Origin of the sequence: Actinobaculum sp. 313 (genome assembly GCF_003073475.1) — a bacterium.
GTDB lineage: Bacteria > Actinomycetota > Actinomycetes > Actinomycetales > Actinomycetaceae > Asp313.
In genome coordinates, this window is record NZ_CP029033.1 from 2,429,661 (window position 1) to 2,456,247 (window position 26,587).

Here is a 26,587-nt window from a genome sequence, read left to right on the forward strand (position 1 = left end):
TTGGCGACCATGTGTGTTTTCGCCTTGACCGTCATACTGGTATGACACGTTACCGAGCTGGATCCTGCGAATACACCTAACTTATGCGATAGGCATCAAGGAATGCTAAACGTAGGAGAAGGACAATCCTCCGGGTGTGGGCGCCACCTCCCCGGCGGCCCCCACACCCGCGCCTCACTTCGTATGCTCACGCACGATCTGGCGGCCCGCCACATGCACCATGATCTCGTCGGTGCCGCCGCCGAATCGATGCCCGCGGGCGTCGCGCCACAGCCGCTCCACACGCACGCCCTCAGTCACGCCGACGCCGCCATGAATCTGCAGGGCGTCGTCGCACACCTCGAAGGCGGCGATTGAGCAGTACCGCTTGCACAGGGCGGCCTGCTTGCGATCGAGGCACTTGTTGTCGACCATCCACGCCGAGTGGTAGATGATGTTCTTCATGTTCTCGATCTTGATCGCCATATCGGTCAGCTTCTCCTGAATAAGCTGGAAACTACCGATCGGCTTCCCGAACTGTACGCGGCTAGCCGCATACTCGGCCGCGTCTTGGAAGGCAGCCTCCGCCAGCCCAAGTGACTGTGTGGAGGTCATAATGCGCTCTACCTCGAAGTTCTTCATCAGCTGCACGAAGCCGTTGCCCTTGACGCCTACGAGGCAGGACTCGTCCACCTCGGCATTGTTGTAGTAGATCTCGGAGGAATCGGCGGTATGCCAACACATCTTGTCGATCGGCGTCAGCTCAATTCCGGGAGTATCGGTAGGGACCAGGTACATCGAGATGGCGCGGCGCGGATCCTCGGCGTCGGGATTGCGTGCCATTGTCAACAGGTACTTGGTTCCCACCGCGTTGGTGATCAGCGTCTTTGTTCCGTTGAAGTAGACCTTGCCGTCACGATGCTCTGCAGTCATCTGCATACTCGAGGAGTCCGATCCGGCCTGCGGTTCGGTGAAGGCGAGTGCAAAGGGCACACCGCCGTCGGCAAGTACCGAGAGTACCTGTTGCTTCTGCTCCTCCGAGCCGAACTCCAAAATATCCAGCACCTGCAGGATTTCCGTGGCGTATCCGAGGTTGAGCCCGCGCGCGGCAACCCGCTCTCCGATCATGCACATGGTGACGGTATCGATGGGCGTGCCGCCGTACTCCTCGGGGAATCCCAGCGTCAGGAATCCCGCCTCATGCATCGCCTTCTTGAAGGCGACCGGCTGTTCATGTTTGGCGTCGACCTCGGCAATATAGGCCGGTGTTGCGTACTCGTCGAGCAGTTCATCGAGGCTTGCCAGCAAGAGTTCCTGCTCTTCCGTCAGGCTGAAATCCATCGTTGGTTCCTTTCCGGTTGTGTAGTTATGCGCGGTTCCGACCATCCTCTTAGAACAGGAAGCCGTTATCCACTTCTCGCTCACCGGCAACTGTGCCGTACGACGACGAAGGGGCGGAGCCGTCGTATCGAGCGTAAGCAGTCCCACACAATCAAATATAGGACCAAAGTAGTCCGTATTGGTGTGTAATGGATGTTAGACTCAAAACACGCGGGAGATTTCGGCTCTGGGACCTCCCACCCGTCAACGCCCCGCTGCCATAGTCGGCACCGGTTAACTGCAAGGGAGTAGTTCATGGCGAAAGTCATCTCGGCGGCAGACGCCGCAGCACTTATCAAGGACGGCGATACGGTCGCCTTCTCTGGATTCGGACTTTCCTGCGTCAACCAAGAGGTTATCGCAGCACTGGAAGAACGCTGGATCGGCGGCGATGGACCGCACGGTCTGACCATTATCAACTCATCCGCCGTCGGAGCGCGTGGCAAACGCGAGGGCTTAAGTAAGCTTTCCTATGAAGGCCTCGTGAAACGCTGGATCGGCGGGATTATGTCCGCCTCGCCCGATCTGGGAAAACTGGCAGCCGAGAACAAACTCGAATGTTACAACCTCCCGCAAGGCGTGATCACAGCGTTGTACCGCGAAATCGCCGCCCGCCGTCCGGGAGTCATCACCAAGGTCGGACTGGGAACCTTCGTCGATCCCCGCCTGGAAGGCGCGAAGGTCAACGATGTGACAACCGAAGATCTGGTCAAGCTCGTCGAACTCGACGGTGATGAGTATCTCTTCTACCGCGCCTTCCCCATCGACATCGGACTGATTCGAGGCACGTATGCCGACGAGGCCGGGAATCTCACCATGGAGCAGGAGGGCCTGAAGATGGAGATTCTGCCCATCGCCCAGGCCGTCCACAACTCGGGAGGCATTGTTATCGCCCAGGCGAAAACAGTGGTACAAACGGGTTCGCTTGACCCGAATCTCGTGCGCGTTCCCGGCAACGTCGTCGATTACATCGTCGTCTCGGAACCGGAGAACCACATGCAGACCGAGTACACGCAGTACAACCCCGCCTTCTCGGGGCAGGTCAAGGTACCGGTCTCCGGCTTCAAACCCATACCGCTGACCGAGCGAAAGGTGATGGCACGCCGCGCCGCAGCCGAAATCCGCCCCGGCGATGTGATGAATCTCGGCGTCGGAGTCCCGGCGGAAGTCGGAGTGATCATGTCCGACGAGGGCATCTCCGACTACGCGCTGCTGACCACCGAGGCCGGTGCCGTGGGCGGAACAGCCGCCGACGATAAAAACTTCGGGCACAGCTACAACGCCCTCGCCCAAGTTGGCATGCACGAACAGTTCGACTACTACGACGGCGGTGGCCTCGATCTGACCATCCTCGGCCTCGCCCAGGCGGACAGCCACGGTAATCTCAACGTTTCGAAATTCAATGGCCGCGTGGCCGGATGCGGCGGCTTCATCAATATCACGGCCACCGCGAAGCGCGTGGTCTTCGCCGGAACCTTCACCGCAGGTGGCCTCAAGGTCCAATTCGGTGAGGGCAGATGCGAAATCGTCGAAGAGGGCAGGATCCATAAGTTCGTGCGCGACGTCGAACAAGTTACCTTCTCCGGGGCACGCTCGGCAGCCATCGGACAAAAGGTCGTGTACGTGACGGAACGAGCCGTCTTCGAATTACGCGACGGTGAGGTGGTCCTGACCGAAATCGCACCAGGTATAGACCTCAAGAAACACATCCTGGAGCAGATGGACTTCCGCCCGGCCATTGCCGCCGACCTGAAGGAAATGGATCCGGGGCTCTTCCGCGAGGAGTGGGGGAACCTACGTACCACCATTGATGCTCGCGTTGCTGCCGAGGCATCGCAATAGACGCTACACCGCAAATCCCACCACACGCATAGAAAGGCTTTTGAATGACGACTCCGCCATCTACAACCGCCCCCAACCGCAACATGGTGCTGGTAGGCGCCGTCGTCGCCCTACTTATGGGTGGCGCACTCTACTCCTTCTCCGTTTTCGCCCAGCCGTTCGCACAGCTGCGCGGCTGGGACATGCCCAGTGTTATGTTCGCCTTCGGGTTGACATCCATGTTGGCACCCATTGTCATGGTGCTCTCCGGGTTTCTGCTTGATCACGGGCATTCACGCAAACTTGTGATCCTGGGCGGCCTGCTCTTCGGATCAGGCCACATCATTGCCGGACTGGCAACCAGCCTGCCCGTCTTCTACCTCGCCTACGGCATAGTTGCCGGTTTTGGGCAAGGCATGATGTACTCGGCAGCATTGAACAACACCTTGAAGTTCTTCCCCGACAAGCGTGGCTTCGCCTCCGGAGTTATCACCGGCGGCATGGGCGCCGGCTCCGCCCTGTTCGCTCCGTTGGGGCGCACACTGGTCTCTTCCTTAGGTGTATCGAAGGCATTTGTCACCCTCGGCGTCGTGTTCGCCGTCGTTGTGGCGGCCGTCGGTCTGTTCCTCATCCGACCGTGCCCGCCTGGCTACACGCCAGCCGGTTGGACCCCTCCGGTCAGCTCAGGCGGTACTCGCGCGATGCGCCAGATCAACTGGAAAGGCATGCTCGGCACACCCCAGTTCTGGGTTATGGTACCGATGTTCATCGCGGGCGCTTTCTTCGGGCTGATGATCACCTCGAATCTCTCGCCCATCAGTGAGGGCATGTTCGGCCTGAGCGCGGCAACCGCGGCGCTCTACGTGTCGCTTCTCGCCGTGTTCAACGCCATCGGTCGGATCAGCTGGGGTTGGATCTCGGACCGCATTGGCGTCATCACGTCCTTGGCAATCGTTTTTGTGTTGGCTGCACTGGCACTTACGGCACTCGGCTCCGGTTCTGGAATCGCTGTGCTCACAGCCGGCGTCGTCGTTCTCGGATTCGCCTTCGGCGGAGTTATGAGCCTTTTCCCACCGCTGACGATGGGGAACTTCGGCCCGCGAAACCAAGGAGTCAACTACGGGATCATCTTCTCCGCCTACGCACTGTCCGGAGTCGTTGCACCGCGATGGGCTTCGAATATGGCCGAATCCGCCGACGGCGACTTCTCACGGGCCTTCTACATAGCGGCGATTATCGCACTAGTCGGCCTGGTGCTGACCTTCGTGTATCGCGCGGTGGATAAGACCCGCCCAGTGCAAGGACGCTGACGTCGGCCTATGAGCGGTGGGCATGTTTCAGATGGACGGACGAGCGGCGCGCCCGAGTTGCGGTGCACCGCTCGCACCCCTATCGGCGCGGTGTCTTCGACCGCGTCGGCCAGTTCCTTAAGCCCGCTGGATGAAACCGAAGCGGCCTTCGAGAAGGGCTCCGCAACCCCGGATGAATCAACCTCTCGCGATGAAAGTGCGGCCATGATTTCGTCGGGTGGATCGCTAGCGGTGGCTTTTGATCTTCTGACCGCGGAGGCCCCGAGCCACCCGTGCATCAGCGTGCTCACACACACTTGGAGCCGGTCCGATATCAATGGCTTTGCCACCCGCACGGCGTCGCGATTGGCCGAACTCGGCGTCGGACGCGGCGACAGAGTCGGAATCATCCGCCGCAACGCCGCTCTCTACCTGATCGCAACCCTTTCCGTGGCCCGGCTGGGCGCCGTCCTCGTTCCGCTCAACTTCCGCCTTCCGGCGCGGGAGGCCGCCACGATCATCGCCGACGCCGGCTGCTCCGTGGTCATCTGCGGACCACGCCATGCCGATGAGTTCGACGGCGTTATGGACTCGCTCCCACTGGGCTCAACCGGAACAGACTCTGCAACAGCGGATCCTCCGCCTCCGATCACTTGGATTGTGGACGACAAGGATCCAACGACGGATCCCGTCTCGGATTCACTCTCTGCGCGTTGGCACCGCCTCAGCGAACTGCCGGGCGGCGAACTTGATCGCCCCGCCCTGCCTCCGGTCGTGATCGCTGCCGACGATCTACTTCTCCTGCAGTACACCTCCGGTTCCTCCGGTCGGCCCAAGGGGGTGACCATTACTTACCGGAATCTGTGGACATCGTGGGCCAATGTTGTCGACACCCTCGGTGACTGCTCGCGCGATGTGACACTAACGGTGGCGCCTTTCGGGCATGTAGGGGGCTTACACACCTTCTCGCTGCAGACCATGCTTGCGGGCGGAACGGTGGTGATTCAACGAACCTTTGACGTCGGGCAGGCACTGGAGTTGATCGAACGTGAACACGTTACGACGACGTTCGGAGTTCCCACGATGTTCGACGCCATGCGGTGCCATCCCGACTTCGCCCGGCGGGACCTCTCCAGCCTGCGCGTCGCGGTGGTCGGAGGCGCAACCGCGCCCCTCGATCTGCTCGAGGCATACGCCGAACGCGACATCCCACTGTGTAATTCGTGGGGAATGACGGAGACCTGTGGTGGCGGAACGATGCTGCCACCATCGCAAGTGCGGCAGCACATTGGCTCGGTCGGTCGCGCATACCCGCATACGGATATCCGTCTTGTTGACCCTGCCAGCGTGGCGGCAGGCGACGGGCCGGACGAGACGGTTTCCCTGCCTGAGGCAACCGACGTCGGGCCCGGAGACGTCGGCGAGATCTGGGTACGCGGCGGCAATGTGACACGGGGATATTGGAACCTCGGAGCCACTGCCGATCTTGGATTCACCGCCGACGGCTGGTTTCGCACCGGTGACCTGGCGGAACACGATGAGGAAGGCTTCTTCTACATTCGCGGGCGCATCAAGGAGTTGATTATCTCTGGCGGTGAGAACATCTCCCCGGCGGAGATCGAACGAGAATTACGCACGCATCCCGGCGTTGTAGACGTGGCGGTAATCGGCGTGCCCGACGCGCGGTGGGGTGAGACGCCACTTGCCGTCGTCGTCCCGCGGGATGCGAACCATCCGCTCACACTGGAGGAGGCGCGCGATTACCTCGATGGTCGCATCGCGCGATTCAAACTCCCCCGACATCTCAAGGTGATCGACGCCTTACCGCTCGGCCCCACGGGCAAGGTTGACCGCCAGCGCCTGCAGGAACTCGTTGCCGGTTCACACTCCCCGGGCGACGCGTGGTACTCGGCGTCGGATTGATAGTTCACCCGTCGAAGCAGGCCTGGCCGTCCCGCCGCGGGAACAGACCCGTCGTCGCTCTGGGAATTCACCATCGGCCTGATAGTGGTACCTCGCTCACCTCGTGCCTGTTCAGAGGCTATTCGGTCACACCTACACCCAGACTGGGCACGCCGTGCGCAACACCTGATTCACCTGCCGCCGAAGTTACTGCGTCGGGCGAGCCAACGCTATCAGCGGCAAAAGAGCAACTGCGCGTTGTGAGCCACGCCTTTCCACGTCGCGCAGCGCCTGCTCAGTCAGCCACGGCCCAAGCGTGCCCGCAACCAGCTCATTCGAATAGATATCCAGCCGGGCGATGGCACGGTCCCGCAACTCAGTCGGCGTAGCGAGCACATGCATAGTCATTCCACCTTCCAAGGCGTCACCCAGCTGCACCAAGTTGGTCTCCGGCCGTAGATCGCCGTTATCGATGCCCGCTTGAATCAGATGCCGCGTGCGCATAACGGCGCCACCGACGGATTTCCGCCACAATTCGCCGACGGCCTCAGGCAACATCTGGTTCTCCAGATTGAGGCGGATGACCGCCTGACCGACAGGCGTGTAGTACGTGCGAACCCGGTGTTCCGCGATCCGCAACATGCGCTCGATGAAGGGGATATCGCCCAGTTCAGCCTCGTGCCGTTGGAAGAAGGCGTCCGTCGCGTTGAAAGCGTCCAACAGGATGTCTTCCTTCGTTGGCCAGCGCAGATAGAGCGACGATTTGCCCATATGCCCCCGCTTGGCGACCTTGCCGATCGTGAACCCCGACCAGCCCAACCGGGCGTAGATCTCCAGGGCACACATCAGTGCGCGTTCTTCGATTCCAGGGTCTCGCGGCCGGCCGACGGAGGACGAGGCGGGCACCGAGCCGGTGCTACTGAGTTCCGAGTGAGCAAGCACAAGAGGCACAACGCCCGCGAGCACGGATTCCTGGCCCGCATCGGCCAGTTCGGCGGCGCAGTGCGTAGGCTCCACGGGAGGGAACTCCCGTGCCATGTCGACGGGCGAGGAGGACCTTCCCTCGGAGTCCTGCGAGGCATCGGCATTGCATGAGGCACTGGCATCGTGTGAGGCATCGGCAACTTCGGATGCGCCTGCTGGTACGCCGTTCGTCCCCGCCGATTCCGGCATCGAATCCGGCAAAACCGTCTCCTATCCTCGCGTATATCGATGCTTCCTGGTGCCTTGGCGCTACGCAGGTGCTGGTCCGCCCCTGCCGCTGTACGTGCACCGGCAACCCGCCCGGCGATTGCCGCTGTCCATTTTACGACGACGCCGCGAACGGCACCGGGCCCTTCTCACACCCGGACCTGCCGCGCATCGGGCGGTCTCTTCACTAGCACGCTGTGCTGTGACCTGCCATATGCGTCGCGTCGTGCTTCACCTAGTGCGCCGCCTCGTGCGCTGTGTATGCCTGGTGCACGGCGTTGCGACCCGTGTCATGCGCCCTGTGCTCCTCGTGCGCCTCGTGCGCCTTATCGAGCCCCGACGGCCCAAGAAGTGGAGGTTGTTTCAAGAAGCTTCGCGAAAGACCCGACACTTCTCGCGAAACCCTCCACTTCTCACACAAAAGACGCGCAACTTAGCCCTCGAATGCCTATACACAACCCCAGAAGCCATGTATACTGAGTACGCGATGCCAATGGTGGTGTCGCATAACAGAAAGGGACACCAACATGAGACCATCTATTGTTGGCTTTGTGTCGTCGTTGTCGCTCTTACTAGCACCAATGGCAGGAACTACCGATGATGACAGCCAATCCTCCCCCCAACTTGGAACTCAATACAGAACCGCTGTTGTCGCGAATCTTGACAACGAGATCGCAAACCTTGAGGCAACCGGTTCTTCAGGCGCCTCGACTCGCGAGAATGTAACGAGGTCAGCTCAGGAGTTTGACCTTCTCGAGCATCTTTCCTGTATCCCGGTAGATGCCCTATACTACTGCCCCTTCTGGGGTTGGGCAGACACGGACATCCCCCTGGAAGAACGCCTTGACATCAACAACATCACTGAATCCACTGAAATCAGTGGCGATGTCCCCTGGGAGTCCACGATCTATGACCTGCTCACACTTCCGCCAGATCAACAACGCGAAATGCTCCGACAAGATCTGATGAACGCTAAGTCATCTGCCGGGAAGGTTCTCGCCGACGATCAATTCACCGACACAGGTGACATTTCAGCCGATGTTCGCGAAGCCTTCCCTGCGGAAAGCGCGTTTGCCGATGTGGAAACAGATTCCAACTCCTCCACAGCAGCCCGGACAACTGTCGTATCGCGAGCGCGATTAGTAACCACGACACGAGCAGGCAAGCAACAGCGCTCGAACTGGTGCGGTCCGGCGTCAGCGAACTTCATGGGACTTCACGACCCGCGCAGCCCCAGTGCTAATTCTCAGCAACTATGGGCAAATCGGCTCGGTACGGGTAGCGGGGAACATCGATCTATAACTTCGTAAACGCAGCCAATAGATACATGCCCGGTTGGTCACAGCGCGTAAACGGGTACGTCGTCAGGTCTATCAGTGGATGGAGCGTCAGTAAGTGGATCGGGCAGATCAGCGGCACTGTTGGGCACAAGAAAGCCCCGGTGATTCTTCATCCAAAGCTAAGTCCAGGCGTGTCGACATATGTTCCTGCGGGCACCGGCACAGGTGGGCACTTCAATGTCGCGTTTGGCTACACCGTTTACTCGAACGGCAGTGGGATCGTCAACATCTTTGAACCCTACGACTTCAGCGGGAAGCTCCGTCGGACCATGGTTACGGATCCGTTCACCAAGGTGAAGGAAGCAAATGACGCAAACAGGTCTTTCCAGAACATCGGCGTTTAGCGTCGGTCTTGTTCTTCTCGTGACGCTTGTGTGGGCTGGCGGTTGTGGCGATAGCAACTCCTCTCCGGCCAGCCCCACGGGCGGCGCTCCGACTCTCCCGAACCCAGGGCCAACACTTCCCGAAAACGTGAGTCCCCTCCCCATCGCTGACAAGTCGGAGGAACCGGTTGTTAGTGTCGCCCAATACCCGGACATTGCCGACATGTCACAGACGAACGGCCAGTTTACCGTCGTTCCGGACGGAGGCACTGATCCTCGTGGGGTGAAGATTCTCGATCACAACGGCACGGTGTTACTCACAAGAACTCCCGAAGACTCAACTCGAGCAATCGTGAAGGTACTGTTCTATGATAACTTTGTTCTCCTGGTCGAGAACCAAGCTATCGACTACGACGGGGGATCCGGCCTCGAGGACAGTGCTTCTCGCTTTTATCTGGCAGATCTATCTACGGGTGCCGTCACCAGCGTTGATCCCCCGAGGGCTTCTTCTGGGCCTGGCTCCCCGGTCTGGTCAATTCTGCACACGGACGCACGGTCGCGCTGGCCGACCGCGCCGACGATAGTGAACAATGCGTCTTCGAATTGGAGTGGGCAGGATCAGGTTTCACAACCCACCAGTTGCAGTGCATCGGGCACACATTCTCCCAGTTCTCGGTACTCGGCGCAGAAGGAGTGACCTTCTCAGCGTGGAGCCAACCAGCCGGTCCCTATCACAGATCACGTGAGGTCTACTACGTACCTTTCGATGGTTCCAGTATCCGCACCATTACTCATGTTGACGGCAACATTCCCTTCGTCGGCGCAGTCCTCGATGACTGGGAAGTCTCCGTGCAGCTTCCCGATGTTGAACCCACGAATTTCGGCGAAGCCCTCGTCGTCGCACTTTCGCCTGAAGGCGAGGCGGTTCACCTCGGCTGGGGATCGGCCAACAGTTTGAACTTGTGTGACGGGTACGCCTATTGGTGGACCGACTTGCCGGGGCCCGATGTGGAACGGCTTCGCTCCAACGGTTATGAGGGGCCCACGCTTATGCGGTGGAAGCCAGGACTCCAGAACGTCGAAGTGGTAACGACAACAATACCTGAACGTGCGGCAGGAGGGACCGTCTGCAACAACGGATACCTCAACTATGGCGTCATCTCATTCGATGAAGGTGATGTTGTTGCTGATACCTTTGCCGTGGCGCCGGAGAACTGACCTCACTCCGCATACCACCCGCCGTGTTCCGCCCGCCGCCACATGCGCCGCCTGCCACGCTAGGACACCACCCAAGAAGTGGAGGGTTTTTCAAGAAACTCCGCGAAAAAACCTACATTTCTCGCCACGCCCTCCACTTCTCGCGGATAAGACCGGCAACTCGGCCCACCCCCAACGCAGACGCGGGGCACATGGGCGCCCGTCTTCCACTGGGACGAAGCCGCGCCCCCCAACGCGGCAGCGGGCCGCATGCCTGGCCAATGCCGCTCCGACAGGCCAACTCGTACCCATCCGCTTACTCATCCAGATCGAGCGAGCCCCACGACCTCCCACTCCCACGCATGCCAAACCTCACGCTCTCACCCGCACCAAGCCCCGCAGTCCCATCCAGCCGACGCCCCACGGCCCCACCCAGACCAAGCCCAACGCTCTCAGCCCTAATGGGTCTCACTGCCTCGCCCCGACAGGCCCGGGCCGGCAACCCGTCTGACAACCGAACGGGGTGCGACCTTCAAAGCCGCAGCCACCGCCTTGTATCGCAAAGTCGGTGTTACAAGGACCCTGCCGCGCCGAGCTGCCTCCAATGCGACCTCGGCTACATGTGCCGGCGTCGTGAAAGCAAATGCTGGCCACTGCCCGGCGTCGACGTGGGACCTCTCATGAAACTCGGTGCGAACCAGACCCGGGCACACGGCCGTCGCTGTCACGCCCGTACCACGCAACTCCGCCGCCAACCCTTCGGTAAACGTTCGTACCCAGGCCTTGTGGGCCGAATACGTCCCCTGCGCTGTCAACGCGGTCATGGACGCGACATTCAGAATTGCACCTCGACGACGTGCCACCATTGCAGCAGCCGCCGCATGGCTGGTTATCAGCACCGCTCTCACCATCGCATCCAACGCAGCGAGTTCGCGGCTGAGCGCGCCGCCCACAAAGTCCTGCCCGAGGCCGAAACCCGCACTATTGACCAACAGTCCGATAGGCCGCGTCGTACTACGCAACCGATCTGCCACCGCGAGCGCGCCGGTCGACGTCGCCAAATCCGCAGACAGCGCCTCCACGCGCACACCCGCAACCTGCCGAATCTGCTCGGCCAACTCCTCCAGCCGCGCAGTCGTGCGTGCAACCAGCACCAGGTCGTTGCGTTCGGCAGCAAGCTGCCACGCGATCTCCAGTCCAATTCCCGACGTCGCCCCGGTCACCAATGCGCTACCCATGCGCTAAGCCTACGCTGCACCGACCGCAAAACGGTGCTCTTCCTCCTCAACTGCAACTGCCCTCGCACCTGCCACACCACAGGCACCTGTGCACCAGCACCACCGCATGTACCCACCCTCGCGCTAGCCGCACCACCCATCCCACACCGGTCGCGCACCGTGTCGCCCTGCACCAGCGCCACCGCAAGCGCCTTTATCAGCGCTACACGGCAAGCCCCCGCTGTACTAGCGCCAGCCACCACATGCACCCACGCCAGCCACCACATGCGCCACCCACGCCACGGCCGACGCATCGCAAGATCGCGGGCACAGATCCGAAGGCCACAGAGCAAGCGCGGGTTGAGCCAGGCTACGCACCGAGGCAGGAGACAGTCCGCCCTTCAAGCCCTGGCGTCAGGCGACGCCAGGGCCACGCACATTCAGCGGGAGCCCAGCTAGGCTAGTGGCATGCGCATAGCAACGTGGAATGTGAACTCCATCCGGGCACGCGCCGAACGCGCCGTAGACGTCCTCAAGCGTTGGGACCTCGATGTCCTTCTCCTGCAGGAAACGAAGTGCAAGACCGAACAGTTTCCGGCCGACACCTTCGAGAACGCCGGATACCAGGTGGCTGCCCACGGGCTGAACCAGTGGAATGGAGTCGCGATCATATCACGGCAGGGGTTGGAAGATGTGCGCACATCGTTCCCCGATCAACCGCCCTACGCAAAAAACAACGGTGGCGGTCTTCTCGACGCCCCCCAGCTCGAAGCTCGCGCTCTCGGAGCCCGTTGCGGCGGCATCGAGGTATGGAGCATTTACGTGCCCAATGGCCGCAGTATCGACAACCCCCACTACCGGTACAAACTCGATTTCCTCGCCGCTTTACACAAGGCCGCCGACTCCACGCTAACAGGTGATCCTGGCGCTTCTTTGCTATTGGGCGGCGACTGGAACGTCGCCCCACGCGACGAAGACGTGTGGGACATTAGCGCGTTCGCCAACGACATCTACGTGACAGATGCGGAGCGAGCCGCGTTCAATGCCTTCGCCGAGGCGGGATTGACTGAAGTGACTCGTGATGCTGAAGGGGCTAGCTACACCTTCTGGGACTATCAACGCCTGCGTTTCCCCCGCAATGAAGGGATGCGGATTGATTTCGCATGGGCCTCCCCTGCCGTCGCGAAAAGGGTCACCGCCGTCCATATCGACCGGAATGAACGCAAAGGAAAGGGCGCCTCGGATCACGTGCCGGTCATTATCGAGCTGGCGGACTGACATCGCTGAACGAATAAACCGGCACCGCTGAGCTAATAGGCTGGCATGGTTGGTCTGGCAAACCGATATCGTCGAACCGACGGCCAACATCGCTGAACGAACAAACCGATCACCACCGGTCCTAGAGTGTGCCGCTGCGCGACGACGACGGCACACTCCGGCCGGGTACGCCCACCTGTTGTCGGTAGCCTGACACCTTCATACCTTCACTGTGACTTTGTCCGATCATGAAGGAACGCACCGAGTCTGCGCACGCCCACCTGTCCCCACGCCCACCTGTCCCCACGCCCACCCGTCCTATCACATAGCGCACGCCCTCCTACAGCCATCACATACCGCGCACAACTACGGCACCTGTTTGCAGATCGTCCTGACATTAATGCCCGGTATGGGAACTTGTGCACCGCGCCCATTCGAGCCGCTAGTGTGGTGCCATGCGATACTTCGACCTACTCATTGTCGGAGCAGGCTCGGGCAATACCATCCCGGGCCCAGAGTTTTCCGGCCGTTCCATCGCTTTTGTTGAAAAAGGCCGCTTTGGCGGTACCTGCTTAAATGTCGGCTGTATACCGACCAAGATGTTCGTCCACACAGCGGAAATCGCCTCTGCACCCGCGCACGCTTCTCGCTACGGCGTCTCCGAAACACTCGACTTCGTCGATTGGCCCGCTGTACGTGATCGTATCTTCGGGCGCCTAGACCCGATTTCCGACGGCGGCGCCGAGTACCGGCAGTCTCACCCGGACAACAAGAATATGACCGTTTTCCGCGGAGTCGGCCAGTTCATCGGCCCAAAGACTATGCGCGTCACTGTCGACGACGAAGACGAGGAGATCACCGCCGAACATGTCGTGATTGCCGCCGGGGCGCGGCCCGTCATCCCGCCCATCCCAGGGCTCGTCGAAGCGCTTCCACACACCTCGGACACGATTATGCGCCTCGAGCATTTGCCCTCGTCACTGGCGATCCTCGGTTCCGGCTTCATCGCCGCGGAAATGGCACACATCTTCTCTTCCTTCGGCGTCAAAGTCAGCATCCTGGCACGTTCCAACGCGCTGCTTCGCAAAGAAGACCGGGATATATCCCAGCGTTACACGGAACTCGCCTCCCAGAACCTTGACGTGCATCTTGGTTTCCACACCACCGAAGTGCACCGCACGCCCCTGGGCGTTGAAATCACCGGAACGACGACGGACGGCACCGAGACTCTGGTGGCCGACGAGCTGTTGGTGGCGGTCAGCCGCACACCGAATTCCGACCTCCTTGATGTGACCGCCGCCGGTATCGATACGCACGACGACGGCAGGATCGTCGTCGATGAATACCAGCGCGTCATCGGAGGTGGCGAAGTCCTCGACGGCGTGTGGGCATTGGGCGACATCTGCTCTCCCTACCAGCTCAAACATGTTGCCAACCACGAGGCCCGCACAGTCCGACACAATCTCCTGCACCCGGACGATTTACAGACCTCCGACCATCGCTTTGTGCCGCATGCCGTCTTCGGTAACCCGCAGGTAGCCTCCGTGGGTCTGACCGAGGAAGAGGCTCGTGAAGCCGGGTACGACATCGTCGTCGGAAAGCAGGCGTATGCCGATATCGCCTACGGCTGGGCCATGGAGGATACCACCGGATTCGCCAAGATCATTGCCGAAAAGGAGAGCACGCGGATCCTTGGCGCTCATATTATCGGCCCGCAGGCCTCAACTCTGATTCAGGTGTTGATCCAGGCGATGAGTACGGACCAGACTGCGCGCGACATCGCGCGTAACCAGTACTGGATCCACCCGGCAATGCCCGAGCTTGTGGAGAATGCGCTGCTCCAGGTGGTGTAAAGAGGACGGGGTCGGTTGCGGAACCCACTCGGGCATCCTGCAGCCGACCCCCACCGTGCCGTTTGCGGCACGGCCCCTGATTAGCAGACGGACTAGCGAATCAGGTCGACAACCTCGCCGATGCCATTGTGCACGGCGTCGGGTCGGAACGCGTACTCCGCCATCTTTTCCAGCGTCGTCGATCCGGATAGCACCAGATGCGTCTCCAGCCCGGATTCCATCCCCGCCAGAATATCCGTATCCATCCTGTCCCCGACCAGTGCGGTTTCCTCCGAGTGGGCATCGATTCGATTCAGGCCTCGGCGAAGCATCACTGGATTCGGCTTGCCGACAAAGTACGGCACCTTCCCTGTGGCGGCAGAAATCATGGCCGCAACCGCTCCCGTCGCGGGAATGGATCCCTCCGCCGAGGGGCCGGTGACATCCGGGTTTGTGGCGATGAAACGAGCGCCGCCCTCAATCAACCGAATCGCCTGCGTGAGCGCATCGAAGCTGTAAGTACGCGTTTCGCCAAGTACCACGAGCTCCGGGCGAACATTCGTATTCGTGAAGCCAGCCTCGTACATTGCTGTTGTCAGGCCGGCCTCGCCCACGACATAGGCACGCCGAGACTCCGACTGAGTCTTAAGAAAGTCAGCTGTCGCGAGTGCTGAAGTCCAAATGTGCTCTTCTGGCACATTCAACCCGGCAACCTCCAACCGGGCAGAGAGATCGCGGGGCGTGAAAATCGAATTGTTCGTCAACACAAGGAAAGGAATCTCCCGCTCATTCAGAGTCGTGAGAAACTCCGCCGCGCCAGGAAGGGCTTTTTCCTCGTGGATAAGGACCCCGTCCATATCTGTTAGCCAGTTCTTGATCTTTCGCATGCCTCTAGGTTACGGTCCGGCCGCGGCAGTCAGAAACGCGAAAGCCCGCCAATTCACCGTTTTGTGGCGCGACTCGCCCTTTCGAAGTCCCTTCTTGCGCACGACGACGTCGCTTGTTTACTGCGCTTTCGCCCCACAGGTGGCAGCTGGCTCACAACGCTTTGATACCGGTCACCATTGTCCTGACAGCGAACGCGACGCCCAATCTGGCACGGCGCCACCGCCACATGGTCGGCCTGTTTCCGCGCATCGCCCGGGCGGGACGGCACTGCGCACGGCACAGCTCCACACTCTCGGCCTGTTTCCGCGCATCGCCCGGGAGGGATTCTCCCCGCAGCGCAGACTCATAACCTTTGGGTTTCAGCATGCAAGCTCATATTCTCCGCGTTCTTTCCACGCGGCTCCATAGCCTCCTGGTACCCACCCACACCCACAACCTCCAAGTTTCCGGCCCCTCACGGCCCGGCCTCCGCCGTGAGTAAAGAACTTGCACCCATCTGCCCTACATCGCATCCGACCATTGCCCCACACGGCCCTTCGCCTGGGTCGTGCCGCCCTTCACCGCATACAGCACTTCTCCACCCGTCTCACACCATCTTTCGTGCGATTCGTATAGCCTTTCACCTGCTCACGTGGCCTTTCGCCCGGGGCATACACCCCTTCGCCACATACGAGTTATTCACGCGTGGCAGACTGGGAGCATGTCCGTATCCTCCCAGTCCGACTTCGACTTCCCCCATGCCTTCGCCGTCGTCGCCAGCGAACAATTGACAACTCCTCACACAGCTGGCCGGTCCGGCGGCTGTGCCGACGGCACACAACCCCTCGGTACACGGTCCGGCAGCGCGCGCCCTCGCGGCTCACAAGCGACCACCACACAGTCAGTCAGCGGACAACCTAACAGCACTCAACCCGTCACGCAGCCCGTCGGCGCTTCGGCACCACCGACGACGCAGCCTCGTGCAGCTACTGGCACCTCTTCTTCGTACCGGATGCTTCATACCGTCGGGGACAGCAGTTTCCGCTTTCCCCTCGCCTCCGTCACAAAGCTCCTATCCGCCTGGGCCGTGCTCAGCGCTGTCGAGCACGGTCTCCTGACTCTTGACGACGCCGCAGGGCCTCCCGGTTCCACCGTCCGACACCTGCTGGCACACGCCTCCGGGCTGCCCGCCGAACGCGGCGAACCCATCGCCCCGCCCTGGCAGCGCCGCATTTATTCGAATTACGGTTTCGAACTCCTCGGCGAGTACACCGCCACGCGAGTCGGCGCGTCCTTCCAGGAATGGATAGAGGAATCGGTTTTACTGCCTCTCGGTATGGCGGACACGGACGTTGACGGGTCTCCCGCACACTCAGGAATCTCAACGGTCAGCGATCTGGCTCTCTTCGCCGTCGAACTCCTACACCCGCGCCTCATAAGCCACGAACTGCAGGCTGTGGCGGCAACCGTGCAATTCCCGGGCCTCGCGGGTATTCTGCCCGGCTACGGACGTCAACAGAACAACGACTGGGGACTGGGCGTTGAGATACGCGGCCATAAGGCGCCACATTGGACCGGCGGCAGTTTCTCGCCACGCACTTTCGGCCACTTCGGTCAATCGGGTTCATTCCTCTGGGTCGATCCCATCGCCGACGGCGGCGCCGGGCGAGCCGGGATCTTCCTCGGTGCGGAGCGCTTCGGGCCAGCCCATGTGGCGGGATGGCCCGAGCTCACGAATGCTATGCGCACCTGGCGGCCCTGAGGCACAGTCTCACCACCCCTAGAACCGCCCCTGCCACCCCCGTCTCCCCGGCAAATGCCCCCACCACCCCGAGAAATGTAGGGTTTTTCAAGAAGTGTCGGGTTATTCGCTCCACTTCTTGAAAAACCCGACACTTCTTGCCGCTCTCGGCCCTCAGCGCTCCTGCGCCGCCTCGCGCCGCACGGTCAACACCAGGCCCGACTGCTCGCCAGGCGCGTTGCTCGCTGTGGCCGACCCAGCCGCCCCAGCCGCACCCCACGTGCTATCGCCGAGACCGCCACCATCACCCGGCGCGGCCACCAGCGCCTCGATATCGAAACCGCGCGCATCGGCCATCACGGTGTCGCCATCCTTCGCTTCACCGGCCAGGAGCATACGAGCAAGCTGATCGCCTATCTCTCGCTGAATGAGCCGCCGCAGGGGCCGGGCACCGTACGCCGGATCGTAACCGTCCAGGGCCAGGTAGTCGCGAGCCGCGTCAGTCACCTCCAGCGTGATACGACGATCCTGCAGTCGCTCGGACACCTGCGCAACCTGCAGATCCACAATCTTGCCAATCTCCTCCATGGTCAAGGAGTCGAAAACGACGATGTCATCTAGTCGATTGAGGAACTCCGGCTTGAAGGCCTCCCGCACGGCCGCAAGAACCGTGTCGTGCCGGGTCTGTTGATCCAGCGTCGGGTCGGTTAATTCCTGCGATCCCAGGTTGGATGTCAGGATGAGCAACGTGTTCTTGAAGTCCACGGTCCTACCCTGACCATCGGTCAGCCGACCATCGTCAAGCACCTGCAGCAGGATATCGAAGACATCCGGATGCGCCTTTTCCACCTCGTCCAGCAAGATGACCGAATAGGGTCGACGCCGCACGGCCTCGGTCAGCTGGCCACCTTCCTCGTATCCGACGTATCCGGGCGGCGCGCCCACCAAACGTGACACCGTATGCTTTTCCGCATACTCCGACATGTCAATGCGAACCATCGCACGCTCATCATCGAAGAGGAAGTCTGCCAGCGACTTCGCGAGTTCCGTCTTCCCCACGCCCGTCGGGCCGAGGAACATGAACGAACCGGTGGGGCGATTCGGATCGGAAACCCCGGCACGTGAGCGCCGCACCGCATCTGCCACCGAGCGCACGGCCGCCTTCTGGCCGATGAGCCGGTGCCCGATCTCATCCTCCATGGACAGCAGCTTCTCGGTTTCCCCTTGCAGCAAGCGGCCGACGGGCACGCCCGTCCAGGCGGCAACCACCTCAGCCACTTCGTCGGCGTCAACCCGTTCCGCGATCATGGGTTCAAGATCCGCATCAGCGCCTTCAGCCTCTGCCGCCTCCGCCGCCTCGATTTCTCGTTCAACAGAGGGAATGTCACCGTTTTGCAAGCGACCGGCATCTTCGTAACGGCCCTCACGGATAGCGCGGTCCAACTCGGTGCGCAACTCATCAAGGCGCACACGCAGGTCGCCCACCCGGTTACGGCCCGCCTTCTCCGCCTCCCAGCGGGCATTGAGGCCCGCAAGTTCTTCGGATTTGTCAGCCAACTCTGCACGCAACTTCTCAAGCCGGTCTGCCGCCGCAGCGTCGTCGTCGGCATCCGTTTCGACCAGGTAGGCCTCCTCCATTTTCAGTCGCTCTACTTGCCGCTGCAGCGCATCGATCTCCTCCGGCGAGGAGTCCAGCTCCATGCGCAGGCGCGAAGCAGCCTCGTCCACCAGATCAATCGCCTTATCCGGCAGCTGCCTGCCGGGGATGTAGCGGTCGGAGAGCGTCGCGGCGGCGACCAATGCGCCGTCGGAAATGGTCACCTTGTGATGTGCCTCGTACTTCGGCGCAATGCCGCGCAAGATTGCCACGGTGTCCTCAACCGACGGCTCCCCCACGTACACCTGCTGGAACCGCCGTTCCAGTGCCGGATCCTTCTCGATGCGCTCCCGGTACTCGTCCAGAGTAGTTGCACCGATCAACCGCAGCTCACCGCGCGCCAGCATGGGTTTGAGCATGTTCCCGGCGTCCATGGCCCCTTCGGAACCGCCACCGGCGCCAACAATCGTATGCAGTTCGTCGATGAAGGTCACAACCTCCCCTGCGGCGTCCTTGATCTCCTGCAGCACGGCCTTGAAGCGCTCCTCGAATTCACCGCGGTATTTAGCTCCCGCCACCATGGAGGCAACATCGAGCTGTACCAAGCGCTTTCCACGCAGTGATTCCGGCACGTCGCCGTTCACCATGCGTTGCGCCAAGCCTTCGACGACGGCGGTTTTACCCACGCCGGGTTCCCCGATCAGTACGGGGTTGTTCTTCGTGCGGCGGGAAAGTACCTGTACGACGCGGCGAATCTCCGTATCGCGGCCAATCACCGGATCCATCTTTCCCTCGCGCGCCATTTGCGTCAGATCGCTGCCGTACTTCTCCAGAGCTTTGAATGTACCCTCAGGGTCTGGGTTGTCCACCTTGGCACTGCCGCGCACATTGGGAAGCGCAGCTGCCAGTTGATCGCGTGAGGCGCCCGCGGACCGCAGTATCTCGCCGGCTTGTGCTTGTGACTGCGCGAGCGCCAAAAGAAGATGCTCAGTGGATATGTACGCATCACCCAGCGCACTTGCTTCCTTCCCCGCATCCGAGATCACACGAGAAAGCGGTCGCGACGCCTGCGGTTGCGCCACGGAAGCCCCCTCGGCTCCGGGTAGAGTAGCAAGCGCGGCAGTTGTACGGGAGTCAACATCGGCCCGATTCACCCCGACGGCATCTAGCAGGGCGACGGCGACGCCGCCGGTTTGCTGCAGTAGGGCGTGCAGTAGATGGAGCGGGTCAACCTGTGGATTGCCAGCATCAGTTGCCTGGCGAATGGCATCCGCCAGCGCCTCCTGCGATTTGGTTGTCAGCTTGTCCATAAGCAATTTCCTCCTTCAAAATGTCTATGAAGGTCAACGCGCTTAAAGTTGAGTCTATTCCACTCAAGTTTACAAGGTGGGGAAACGCGTTGCGCAGCCAGACTCAGCAGACATTCTTAGCGCTTTCGCACTTGCCGTGGGTGTCGGCCCACAAGTCGGCACCCACGGCATTCTGCGATCAAAAGTGGCGGGCTGCCCGCCAGTCAGCGTGAGGTGGCCGTCATCCCTGATTTGATTCCGAATATCCTCAGAATAACTGTCCTGCTGGCACTGGAGAATTACGTACACGGCTCGCGGCGCTTGCGGATCGGTAAAGACGCGCATCCACATCCACGAGTTCAGGGTGCCCAGCTCAGAGTGCTCATAAACAACATCAAAACTCAGCCCTTCAATGGCTTCTCCACCATCCTTCGCCGGTATCGTTTCGATACCTCGCGAGTTTTCGGATGTCAGCGTGTAGTTCTCCGCCGTGGCGTTAAGGATGGTTCCGCTGAAATCCTCCGTCGCTCCATAATCGTCACCCTGCAAGAACGGAGCCGAGTAATCCATCTCCGTCGTCACTAGGGCACAACCGTCATCATTAGATGCCACCGCTCCTCCAGTGGAACGAGGCTCCACAGTCCATCCGATTTCATCCAAGTCAACCGACCAACTCGCGGGCCTTGCATCACCAATTGTCGTCGGTTCCGGTGAGGGGTCGTAGTGGAAGGCTCCGGGCTGGACGTCGGTTCTGGTGTGGGGCTCGGCGTCACAGACTGCGAATCATGTGGCTCGGCGACCTGCGCCGTATCAAAAGAGCACCCCGCCAACACGAGAACACCTGCCAAAATCCGCGGCGCGGCGGCGTTTGTTTCAATCCCCCCTTCTGTCATTCACTGCGTTGCCCGCCATACTGTGCCCGACTTCCGCCCTCCTGTCAGAAGCATCCTCATGCTATCCGTGCTGTCCGCCGTCCACGATGCTGTCCGCCGTATTCCCCATTTCGTCTAACATTCTCACCCGCTACGATGATGACGATCCGCACCGTGGTAGCCCATGAGGAGAGACATGCCTGAAGGCCAAGCGATTCACCGCCTCGCCCGAATCATCAGCCAGTTTGTTGCAGGTCGGCAAGTTGTCGCCTCATCGCCGCAGGGAAGATTCACCGCCGGCGCCCACCTCTTAACCGGTTTGACCGCGTTAGAAGCGCAAGCATGGGGAAAACACTTCTTCCTGCCGTTCGTCGAAACTCGCACGCCCGTCGAAACTCACACGTCTGCCAGCACTCACTCGCCCGTCGGAACTCACCCGTCCCCTGCAGGACCAGCATGTGCCGCGAACGCAAGGACGCCGTCCGCAGCGCAGACTCCACCGGGCAGCGCAGGTACATCCCCCTTTCCCACACCGCCTGAGATTACCTCGCTGCCTCTTGGCGACGACGGCGCCTCCTGGCTCCACGTGCATCTGGGACTCTACGGACGCTGGTCCTTCGCCGGGCCACGGGCCGAGACCCTATCCGGAGCGGGCATACGCGCAATCTCCCCTCATACTTCCCGCCAAGGCGATCTCGACGCCGCGGTCATCGGAGACGAGTCCGGCCGCGTCGGGGAGGAGTCCGGCGTCGTCGTCGCGCCAGCTGCAACGTCAGAGGGCGCCTTCCCTCCTCCACCACGCCCCTCGGTCCGGCTCCGCCTCGAGACGGACCAAGCCGTGCTTGACCTCACCGGTCCGGCCCGCTGCGAGGTTCTGAGCGGGGCGGAAGTAGACGCTGTACTGGATAGGCTCGGCCCCGACCCAATCCGTAACGAGCCGGGCGACCGTGCACGTTTCATCTCTCTTGCCCGCACGCGCCGCGCGCCCATCGGGCAGATTGTTCTCGACCAATCGGTGGCCGCAGGTCCCGGCAATATCTACCGCGCCGACTGCTTGTTCCGCGTCGGCATCGCACCATTGCGCCCGGCGGCGCGCGTTTCGGCAACCCGTCTCGGAGCACTGTGGGACGATCTGGTCACGGTAATGCGCGCCGACGTAGGCGCGGGCCTTATCCGAACCGTACCCGAGGATCTCCGCCCCAGTCCCGTTCCACCCGACGACGTCGAGGCAGAGTGGTTCGCCGTCTATCACCGCACCGGTCGACCATGCCTGCGCTGTGGGGCGATAGTCCGCGAGACGGAACTTTCTGGGCGCCGCCTCTTCTGGTGCCCGGGTTGCCAGCACTGACTCGGCGGCGGCGGGTCGGTCTAACGCGCAGCACAGGCCATCCGGTTGCCGGTGATCAGTCCAGCTGTCGGTCACGCCATGCAACCTGGAGGACTTCTCGCGGAACATCCCGAGACCGGAATTGCCCTCGGCCCGCGTTGCCCGCCTGCGGGCGCAGGCGCCCCAACAGATTTCCCTCCTCGGGATTGCCTGGCAGCAGCATTCCCGGATTCGCCAGATCGTTAATCGATTGGATAATCGGATCGAACATCGCCCGCTGTGCGCCTCCTGATCGCCGCGCGACGATCACATGCAATCCCAGGTCGTGCGCTTGTGGCAACAGCTCTTGGAGAACATGCACCGGGCAACCCTGCGTCGTCTGCACTATGTCGTAGTCGTCGACCAGCACGAATGCCTCAGCGCCGACCCACCAGGATCGTTCTCGCAATTCCTGTGGGGTGATGTCGGAACCGGGAATGCGGCTCTTGAGGAAGTTGTACAGCTGTGTCAGCTTCTCCGCGGTCTGCTCCGCGTTTGTGTAGTAGCCAGCCAGGTAGCCGTCCGGCAGCTCGCCCAGAAGCGACCGCCGGTAGTCAACCACAAACAACTGCGCCTGCTTAGGCGAATACAGCCGCGCGATCTCCCATGCGATGAGCCGTAGCGTCGAGGACTTTCCGCTCTGTCTGTCACCAAAGAAGAAGAAATGGTCCTGCTTGTTGAAATCGATGCCGAAGGGCTCCAGACGCGACTCGTCCACGCCGAGGATAACCCGATGGTCGTCCGGGGCAACTTGCTTGTTCAGCTCTTCGATATTGATGAGTTCCGGCAACTCACGCAGCTTCGGTGTACTGCCACCAGTCCACGCATCCTTCACTGATCGCACGAAGTGCGCAACACCTTCCGACAGGCTCTCGGCATCAGTGGTGCCATCTATGCGCGGCAGCCCGCCCAATATCTGATGCTTCGACTGCTCAAGGCCGCGACCGGGCGCACCCGAGGGAACCCCCTCCGCACCCTTGCGGGAGATTTCCGATTCCGAAGGATCTCCCAGGGCCAGCTCAACAATCGATCCGAACAGATCCTTCGTCTGAGTTCTGAAGTTCATCCACCGCAGCGCTGTGGCCACGACGTGCAGCCCGAAGTTCAAGCCACGCGGAATCAGATTACCCAGCAGAGTCTCAACATCCTCATAATCAGCGCGCAGAGTGGCCCAACCGTCGACGAAGAGGAACACGTCGCCGTAGCCGTCGTCGGCCTTACCTTCTGCACGTAACCTGCGGTAGGCAGCCATGGACTCAATTCCGTTCGCAGCGAAGTACTTCTCACGATCATCCACAATCGATGCCACCTCGGCGTAGATGCGGTGTACGCGGGCACTGTCGGCACGTAGGCCAAGCCCCGCCACATGCGGCAGATCGCGCAGTCCGGAGAAGGTTCCGCCACCGAAGTCCATCACGTACATCTGCACTTCTCGCGGTGAATGGGTCAGCGCCAAAGCTCCGAGCACGGTACGTGCAAATGTGGACTTACCCGACTGCGGACCACCAAGAATAGCCAAGTGACCGCCCGCGCCATCCAAATCGAGCACCATTGTGTCGCGCCGCTGCTCCAATGGGCGATCCACATCGCCGACGGGAATCGTAAAGGCTCCAGCCGTTCTCCACCTCGGTGAATGTAGCCCCAGCTCCTGCGTCGTCGTCAGGTCGGGCATCAAGGAATCAAGCGTGGATGGAATATCCAAGGGGGGCAACCACACCTGATGCGCCGCCGGACCACGGCCCGCCATACGGAAGACGGCGATATCGAAGGTCGTGTTGGGAACACCGGGGATTCCGGAATCGTCCAGTTCGGACTGTTCCTTCTGTTCCGCGCTCGCCGCCTCGGTAATAACCTCCTTAGCTTCTTCCTGGCGCAGCGGCGCGGCGGTGAAGTCGAGAATCTCAATATCACGGCTCGCCTCCTCCGCGTACTCAGCATCGGCCGTCAACGAGCGCCGCGGCGGCGGGCCGGAAACATACGAGGCACGGAATCGCACCAACTGCGTCGTATCCGGCTTCAGATAGCCGACGCCGGGAATTGGCGGCAACTCGTAGGCATCCGTGACACCGATAACGGAACGCGACTCCTGCGCGGAGAAGGTCCGCAGGCCTATCCGGTAGGACAAATGCGAATCAAGACCGCGTAGGCGGCCCTCCTCCAGACGCTGCGAGGAGAGGAGAAGATGGATCTGCAACGAACGGCCCAGACGGCCGATGGCCACGAACATCTCGATGAAATCTGGCTTCTCAGCCAAGAGTTCCGAGAACTCGTCGGCCACAATCAGTAGTGCGGGCAGAGGCTCCAGGTCGGTGCGCCCAGCCTTTCGGGCTTTCTCATAGTCGGCGACGTTCTTGAAATTTCCGCCGGCACGCAGCATTTCCTGCCGACGCGCCATCTCACCGCGCAGGGCATCCTCCATGCGGTCGACCAGGGTCAAGTCTTCACCGAGATTGGTGATAATGGCCGCCACGTGCGGCATATCGGACATGCCTGCGAAGGTCGCACCGCCCTTGAAATCGATGAGAACGAAGTTGAGTTCTTCCGATGAATGCGTCATCGCGAGCGCGAGTACGAGGGTGCGCAACACCTCCGACTTACCGGAACCCGTGGCGCCGATGATCAGACCATGCGGGCCCATGCCCTGCTGCGCGGACTCTTTAATATCCAAGAAGACCGTCTTATGCTCAGGCGTCAGGCCAATCGGTACACGCAAACGATCTCGCGACAGTCGCGGCTTCCACGTCTCCGTCACATCGAGCTCGTGAATATCGGGAATCCCGAGCAAATCCGTGATCTCGGCGGAGGCTTCGCCGGGAGCCTCAACGGCCTTACCTGTGCCGGCCGCATCTGTTTGTACCGCCGCACGGCTGGCGAGACGCCGCGCCACAGTCTCGGCATCCACAACGGAAATCTGATCGGCCAGACCCCGTAGCCCTGCAAAGGCGTTTTCGCCCGCTTGGAAGCGAACCCGACGCTCGTCGTCGTGACTAAGCAGGATCGTGTAGTCGTTCGATACCGTTCCGAAGGCGCTTGAATCGGATCGCTGAGCTTCCGAGGTCGCGCCAATATCGAAGATGGTGACACCAAGAACACCGTCATCCGAAATGATCGGATGGTCCGGGGGCACATCCACCCCATCTTTGATGATGATGAGATGTGGCAGTTCTACACTCGACCCGGTTGGGCTGAAGCGCGGGCGGTCGATAATTCCTTCCGGCAGTAGATCGGTGAGCCGATTCGGATCGCTGTCAATCATGCGGGCGGGGCCGACGGCGTCGTAAATCCGGTCCGATGCAACGTGCGGCAACCATTTCGCCCACTCCCATTCGGGTAGGAGCCGCTCCGAGGCGAGAATTGCCACACGTACTTCCGTCGCGCTGGTAAAAGCACAGACCTCAATCAGCATCGAACGCGCCAAGGAGCGCGCCTCGGTGATGGGGCCACTGAAACAAACCCGCGGGACGCCACCAACGTTCACACCCAGCGGTAGATCCTTCACCTCGGCATAGGTAGTAATGAGTTGCTCCACCGCCGACTCCGCCACCGGATCCACCTCCGAGAGCGTCGCATCTTCCGGTAGGTACATCTCCTGCGACAGCGGTTGGTCCGCCAGCCCCACACGTGTGAGAAGAAACTCACCTTGGGCGCTCGTCCGCTCTCCGGTACGTAACCCCAGGTCGAGGATGAGTGGAAGATCGGCCGGATCGGGCAAGAACCAACGCGCAAACTCGCGCTGGCCCTCCTCGGTTTCCCGCGCCTGCTTGCGCATTCGTGCGATATACGTGAGGTATTCCCGGCGTGCTCCTGTCACCGAAGCGCGGAACTGCGTCCGATTGCGATGAATGTTGAGCACGGCCACGCCAAGCATGGCAACCATGAACAGGCCGGACATGAGGATCATCAGGGGCGAGCGGCGGCCAGACAGCGCCATCACCGCCATCATGCCCATGGATCCGAACATCGGCAGAATCATCGCGAGTGCGCCGGTTAGCCCCTCTGAACGTTGAATCTGCGGCGGTGCCTGCAACTCAACTTGGGTTAACGACGGCGCCTGCGGAGCCTTACGATTTGTTGCGGCCACTCAAACTCCTTGGTTCGGTCCTGCTGTAACCTTGAGGTGATATCGA

At 61.1% G+C, this 26,587-nt stretch carries 18 protein-coding genes; 11 read left to right on the forward strand and 7 right to left on the reverse strand.

Annotated features, from left to right (window positions below; translation table 11 throughout):
* Positions 1-174 precede the first annotated feature (174 nt).
* A complete protein-coding gene (locus DDD63_RS10500) occupies positions 175-1,467 on the reverse strand; it encodes an acyl-CoA dehydrogenase family protein (protein ID WP_240611264.1) in 1,293 nt (430 codons plus the stop codon).
* Positions 1,468-1,614: 147 nt separating this feature from the next.
* Between DDD63_RS10500 and DDD63_RS10505 the strand changes: the two genes are divergently transcribed.
* From DDD63_RS10505 to DDD63_RS10515, 3 genes are read left to right on the forward strand one after another with little or no spacing between them, the layout of a single operon-like run.
* Positions 1,615-3,201 carry a CoA-transferase gene (locus DDD63_RS10505; RefSeq protein ID WP_108716327.1) on the forward strand — a complete coding sequence of 529 codons (1,587 nt, stop codon included), beginning with the start codon at positions 1,615-1,617 and terminating at the stop codon, positions 3,199-3,201.
* Between the two features lie 44 nt (positions 3,202-3,245).
* Positions 3,246-4,490 (forward strand): OFA family MFS transporter, encoded by a 1,245-nt coding sequence (locus DDD63_RS10510; RefSeq protein WP_108716328.1) that lies wholly within the window; start codon positions 3,246-3,248, stop codon positions 4,488-4,490.
* Positions 4,491-4,499: 9 nt separating this feature from the next.
* Entirely contained in the window at positions 4,500-6,392 is a 1,893-nt protein-coding gene (locus tag DDD63_RS10515) for an AMP-binding protein (protein ID WP_108716329.1), read from the forward strand.
* A gap of 186 nt (positions 6,393-6,578) precedes the next feature.
* On the opposite strand, the gene DDD63_RS10520 is transcribed toward DDD63_RS10515, so the two are convergent.
* Positions 6,579-7,556, reverse strand: coding sequence for a TetR/AcrR family transcriptional regulator (locus tag DDD63_RS10520; RefSeq protein ID WP_108716330.1), 978 nt, complete (start codon positions 7,554-7,556; stop codon positions 6,579-6,581).
* Between the two features lie 587 nt (positions 7,557-8,143).
* On the opposite strand from DDD63_RS10520, the gene DDD63_RS10525 reads away from it, so the two are divergent.
* The 4 genes from DDD63_RS10525 (at position 8,144) to DDD63_RS10535 (ending at position 10,443) form a co-directional block, all read left to right on the forward strand.
* A complete protein-coding gene (locus DDD63_RS10525; RefSeq protein WP_108716331.1) occupies positions 8,144-8,872 on the forward strand; it encodes a hypothetical protein in 729 nt (242 codons plus the stop codon).
* Between the two features lie 17 nt (positions 8,873-8,889).
* Entirely contained in the window at positions 8,890-9,246 is a 357-nt protein-coding gene (locus DDD63_RS12080) for a hypothetical protein (protein WP_125482513.1), read from the forward strand.
* Positions 9,247-9,373: 127 nt separating this feature from the next.
* Positions 9,374-9,922, forward strand: a complete 549-nt coding sequence (locus tag DDD63_RS10530) for a hypothetical protein (protein WP_125482514.1) — start codon at positions 9,374-9,376, stop codon at positions 9,920-9,922.
* Positions 9,919-10,443, forward strand: a complete 525-nt coding sequence (locus DDD63_RS10535) for a hypothetical protein (protein ID WP_108716333.1) — start codon at positions 9,919-9,921, stop codon at positions 10,441-10,443. The genes DDD63_RS10530 and DDD63_RS10535 overlap by 4 nt, the downstream gene beginning before the upstream one ends.
* A gap of 437 nt (positions 10,444-10,880) precedes the next feature.
* On the opposite strand, the gene DDD63_RS10540 is transcribed toward DDD63_RS10535, so the two are convergent.
* Entirely contained in the window at positions 10,881-11,660 is a 780-nt protein-coding gene (locus DDD63_RS10540; protein WP_108716334.1) for an SDR family NAD(P)-dependent oxidoreductase, read from the reverse strand.
* A gap of 447 nt (positions 11,661-12,107) precedes the next feature.
* Between DDD63_RS10540 and DDD63_RS10545 the strand changes: the two genes are divergently transcribed.
* Positions 12,108-12,917, forward strand: coding sequence for an exodeoxyribonuclease III (locus DDD63_RS10545; protein WP_108716335.1), 810 nt, complete (start codon positions 12,108-12,110; stop codon positions 12,915-12,917).
* A gap of 434 nt (positions 12,918-13,351) precedes the next feature.
* The gene (locus tag DDD63_RS10550) at positions 13,352-14,749 is read left to right on the forward strand and encodes a mycothione reductase (RefSeq protein WP_108716336.1); all 1,398 of its coding nucleotides are present in this window, start codon (positions 13,352-13,354) and stop codon (positions 14,747-14,749) included.
* A gap of 92 nt (positions 14,750-14,841) precedes the next feature.
* Here the strand turns inward: DDD63_RS10550 and DDD63_RS10555 are convergent, their stop codons facing one another.
* Complete coding sequence (locus DDD63_RS10555; protein WP_108716337.1) at positions 14,842-15,615, reverse strand: HAD-IIA family hydrolase; 774 nt, start codon at positions 15,613-15,615, stop codon at positions 14,842-14,844.
* 701 nt (positions 15,616-16,316) lie between these two features.
* Here DDD63_RS10555 and DDD63_RS10565 point away from each other — a divergent pair.
* Positions 16,317-17,357, forward strand: coding sequence for a beta-lactamase family protein (locus DDD63_RS10565; protein ID WP_240611265.1), 1,041 nt, complete (start codon positions 16,317-16,319; stop codon positions 17,355-17,357).
* Positions 17,358-17,510: 153 nt separating this feature from the next.
* Here the strand turns inward: DDD63_RS10565 and clpB are convergent, their stop codons facing one another.
* Positions 17,511-20,243, reverse strand: a complete 2,733-nt coding sequence (gene clpB / locus DDD63_RS10570; protein ID WP_108716340.1) for an ATP-dependent chaperone ClpB — start codon at positions 20,241-20,243, stop codon at positions 17,511-17,513.
* Positions 20,244-20,312: 69 nt separating this feature from the next.
* Positions 20,313-20,834, reverse strand: coding sequence for a hypothetical protein (locus DDD63_RS10575; protein ID WP_125482515.1), 522 nt, complete (start codon positions 20,832-20,834; stop codon positions 20,313-20,315).
* 456 nt (positions 20,835-21,290) lie between these two features.
* Here DDD63_RS10575 and DDD63_RS10580 point away from each other — a divergent pair, with 456 nt between their 5' ends.
* A complete protein-coding gene (locus DDD63_RS10580) occupies positions 21,291-22,442 on the forward strand; it encodes a zinc finger domain-containing protein (RefSeq protein ID WP_108716342.1) in 1,152 nt (383 codons plus the stop codon).
* Between the two features lie 55 nt (positions 22,443-22,497).
* Here DDD63_RS10580 and eccCa read toward each other — a convergent pair whose 3' ends face one another.
* The gene (eccCa, locus tag DDD63_RS10585; RefSeq protein ID WP_108716343.1) at positions 22,498-26,541 is read right to left on the reverse strand and encodes a type VII secretion protein EccCa; all 4,044 of its coding nucleotides are present in this window, start codon (positions 26,539-26,541) and stop codon (positions 22,498-22,500) included.
* Positions 26,542-26,587: the final 46 nt, after the last annotated feature.

What these genes read in the sequence shown, in the direction of transcription:
- DDD63_RS10510 (WP_108716328.1), top strand. Translation starts at nt 3,246, where the DNA reads ATGACGACTCCGCCATCTACAACCGCCCCCAACCGCAACATGGTGCTG.
- DDD63_RS10545 (WP_108716335.1), top strand. Translation starts at nt 12,108, where the DNA reads ATGCGCATAGCAACGTGGAATGTGAACTCCATCCGGGCACGCGCCGAA.
- DDD63_RS10580 (WP_108716342.1), top strand. Translation starts at nt 21,291, where the DNA reads ATGCCTGAAGGCCAAGCGATTCACCGCCTCGCCCGAATCATCAGCCAG.
- DDD63_RS10525 (WP_108716331.1), top strand. Translation starts at nt 8,144, where the DNA reads ATGGCAGGAACTACCGATGATGACAGCCAATCCTCCCCCCAACTTGGA.
- DDD63_RS10540 (WP_108716334.1), bottom strand. Translation starts at nt 11,660, where the DNA reads ATGGGTAGCGCATTGGTGACCGGGGCGACGTCGGGAATTGGACTGGAG.
- clpB (WP_108716340.1), bottom strand. Translation starts at nt 20,243, where the DNA reads ATGGACAAGCTGACAACCAAATCGCAGGAGGCGCTGGCGGATGCCATT.
- DDD63_RS10555 (WP_108716337.1), bottom strand. Translation starts at nt 15,615, where the DNA reads ATGCGAAAGATCAAGAACTGGCTAACAGATATGGACGGGGTCCTTATC.
- DDD63_RS10505 (WP_108716327.1), top strand. Translation starts at nt 1,615, where the DNA reads ATGGCGAAAGTCATCTCGGCGGCAGACGCCGCAGCACTTATCAAGGAC.
- DDD63_RS10515 (WP_108716329.1), top strand. Translation starts at nt 4,500, where the DNA reads ATGAGCGGTGGGCATGTTTCAGATGGACGGACGAGCGGCGCGCCCGAG.
- DDD63_RS10565 (WP_240611265.1), top strand. Translation starts at nt 16,317, where the DNA reads ATGTCCGTATCCTCCCAGTCCGACTTCGACTTCCCCCATGCCTTCGCC.
- DDD63_RS12080 (WP_125482513.1), top strand. Translation starts at nt 8,890, where the DNA reads ATGCCCGGTTGGTCACAGCGCGTAAACGGGTACGTCGTCAGGTCTATC.
- DDD63_RS10550 (WP_108716336.1), top strand. Translation starts at nt 13,352, where the DNA reads ATGCGATACTTCGACCTACTCATTGTCGGAGCAGGCTCGGGCAATACC.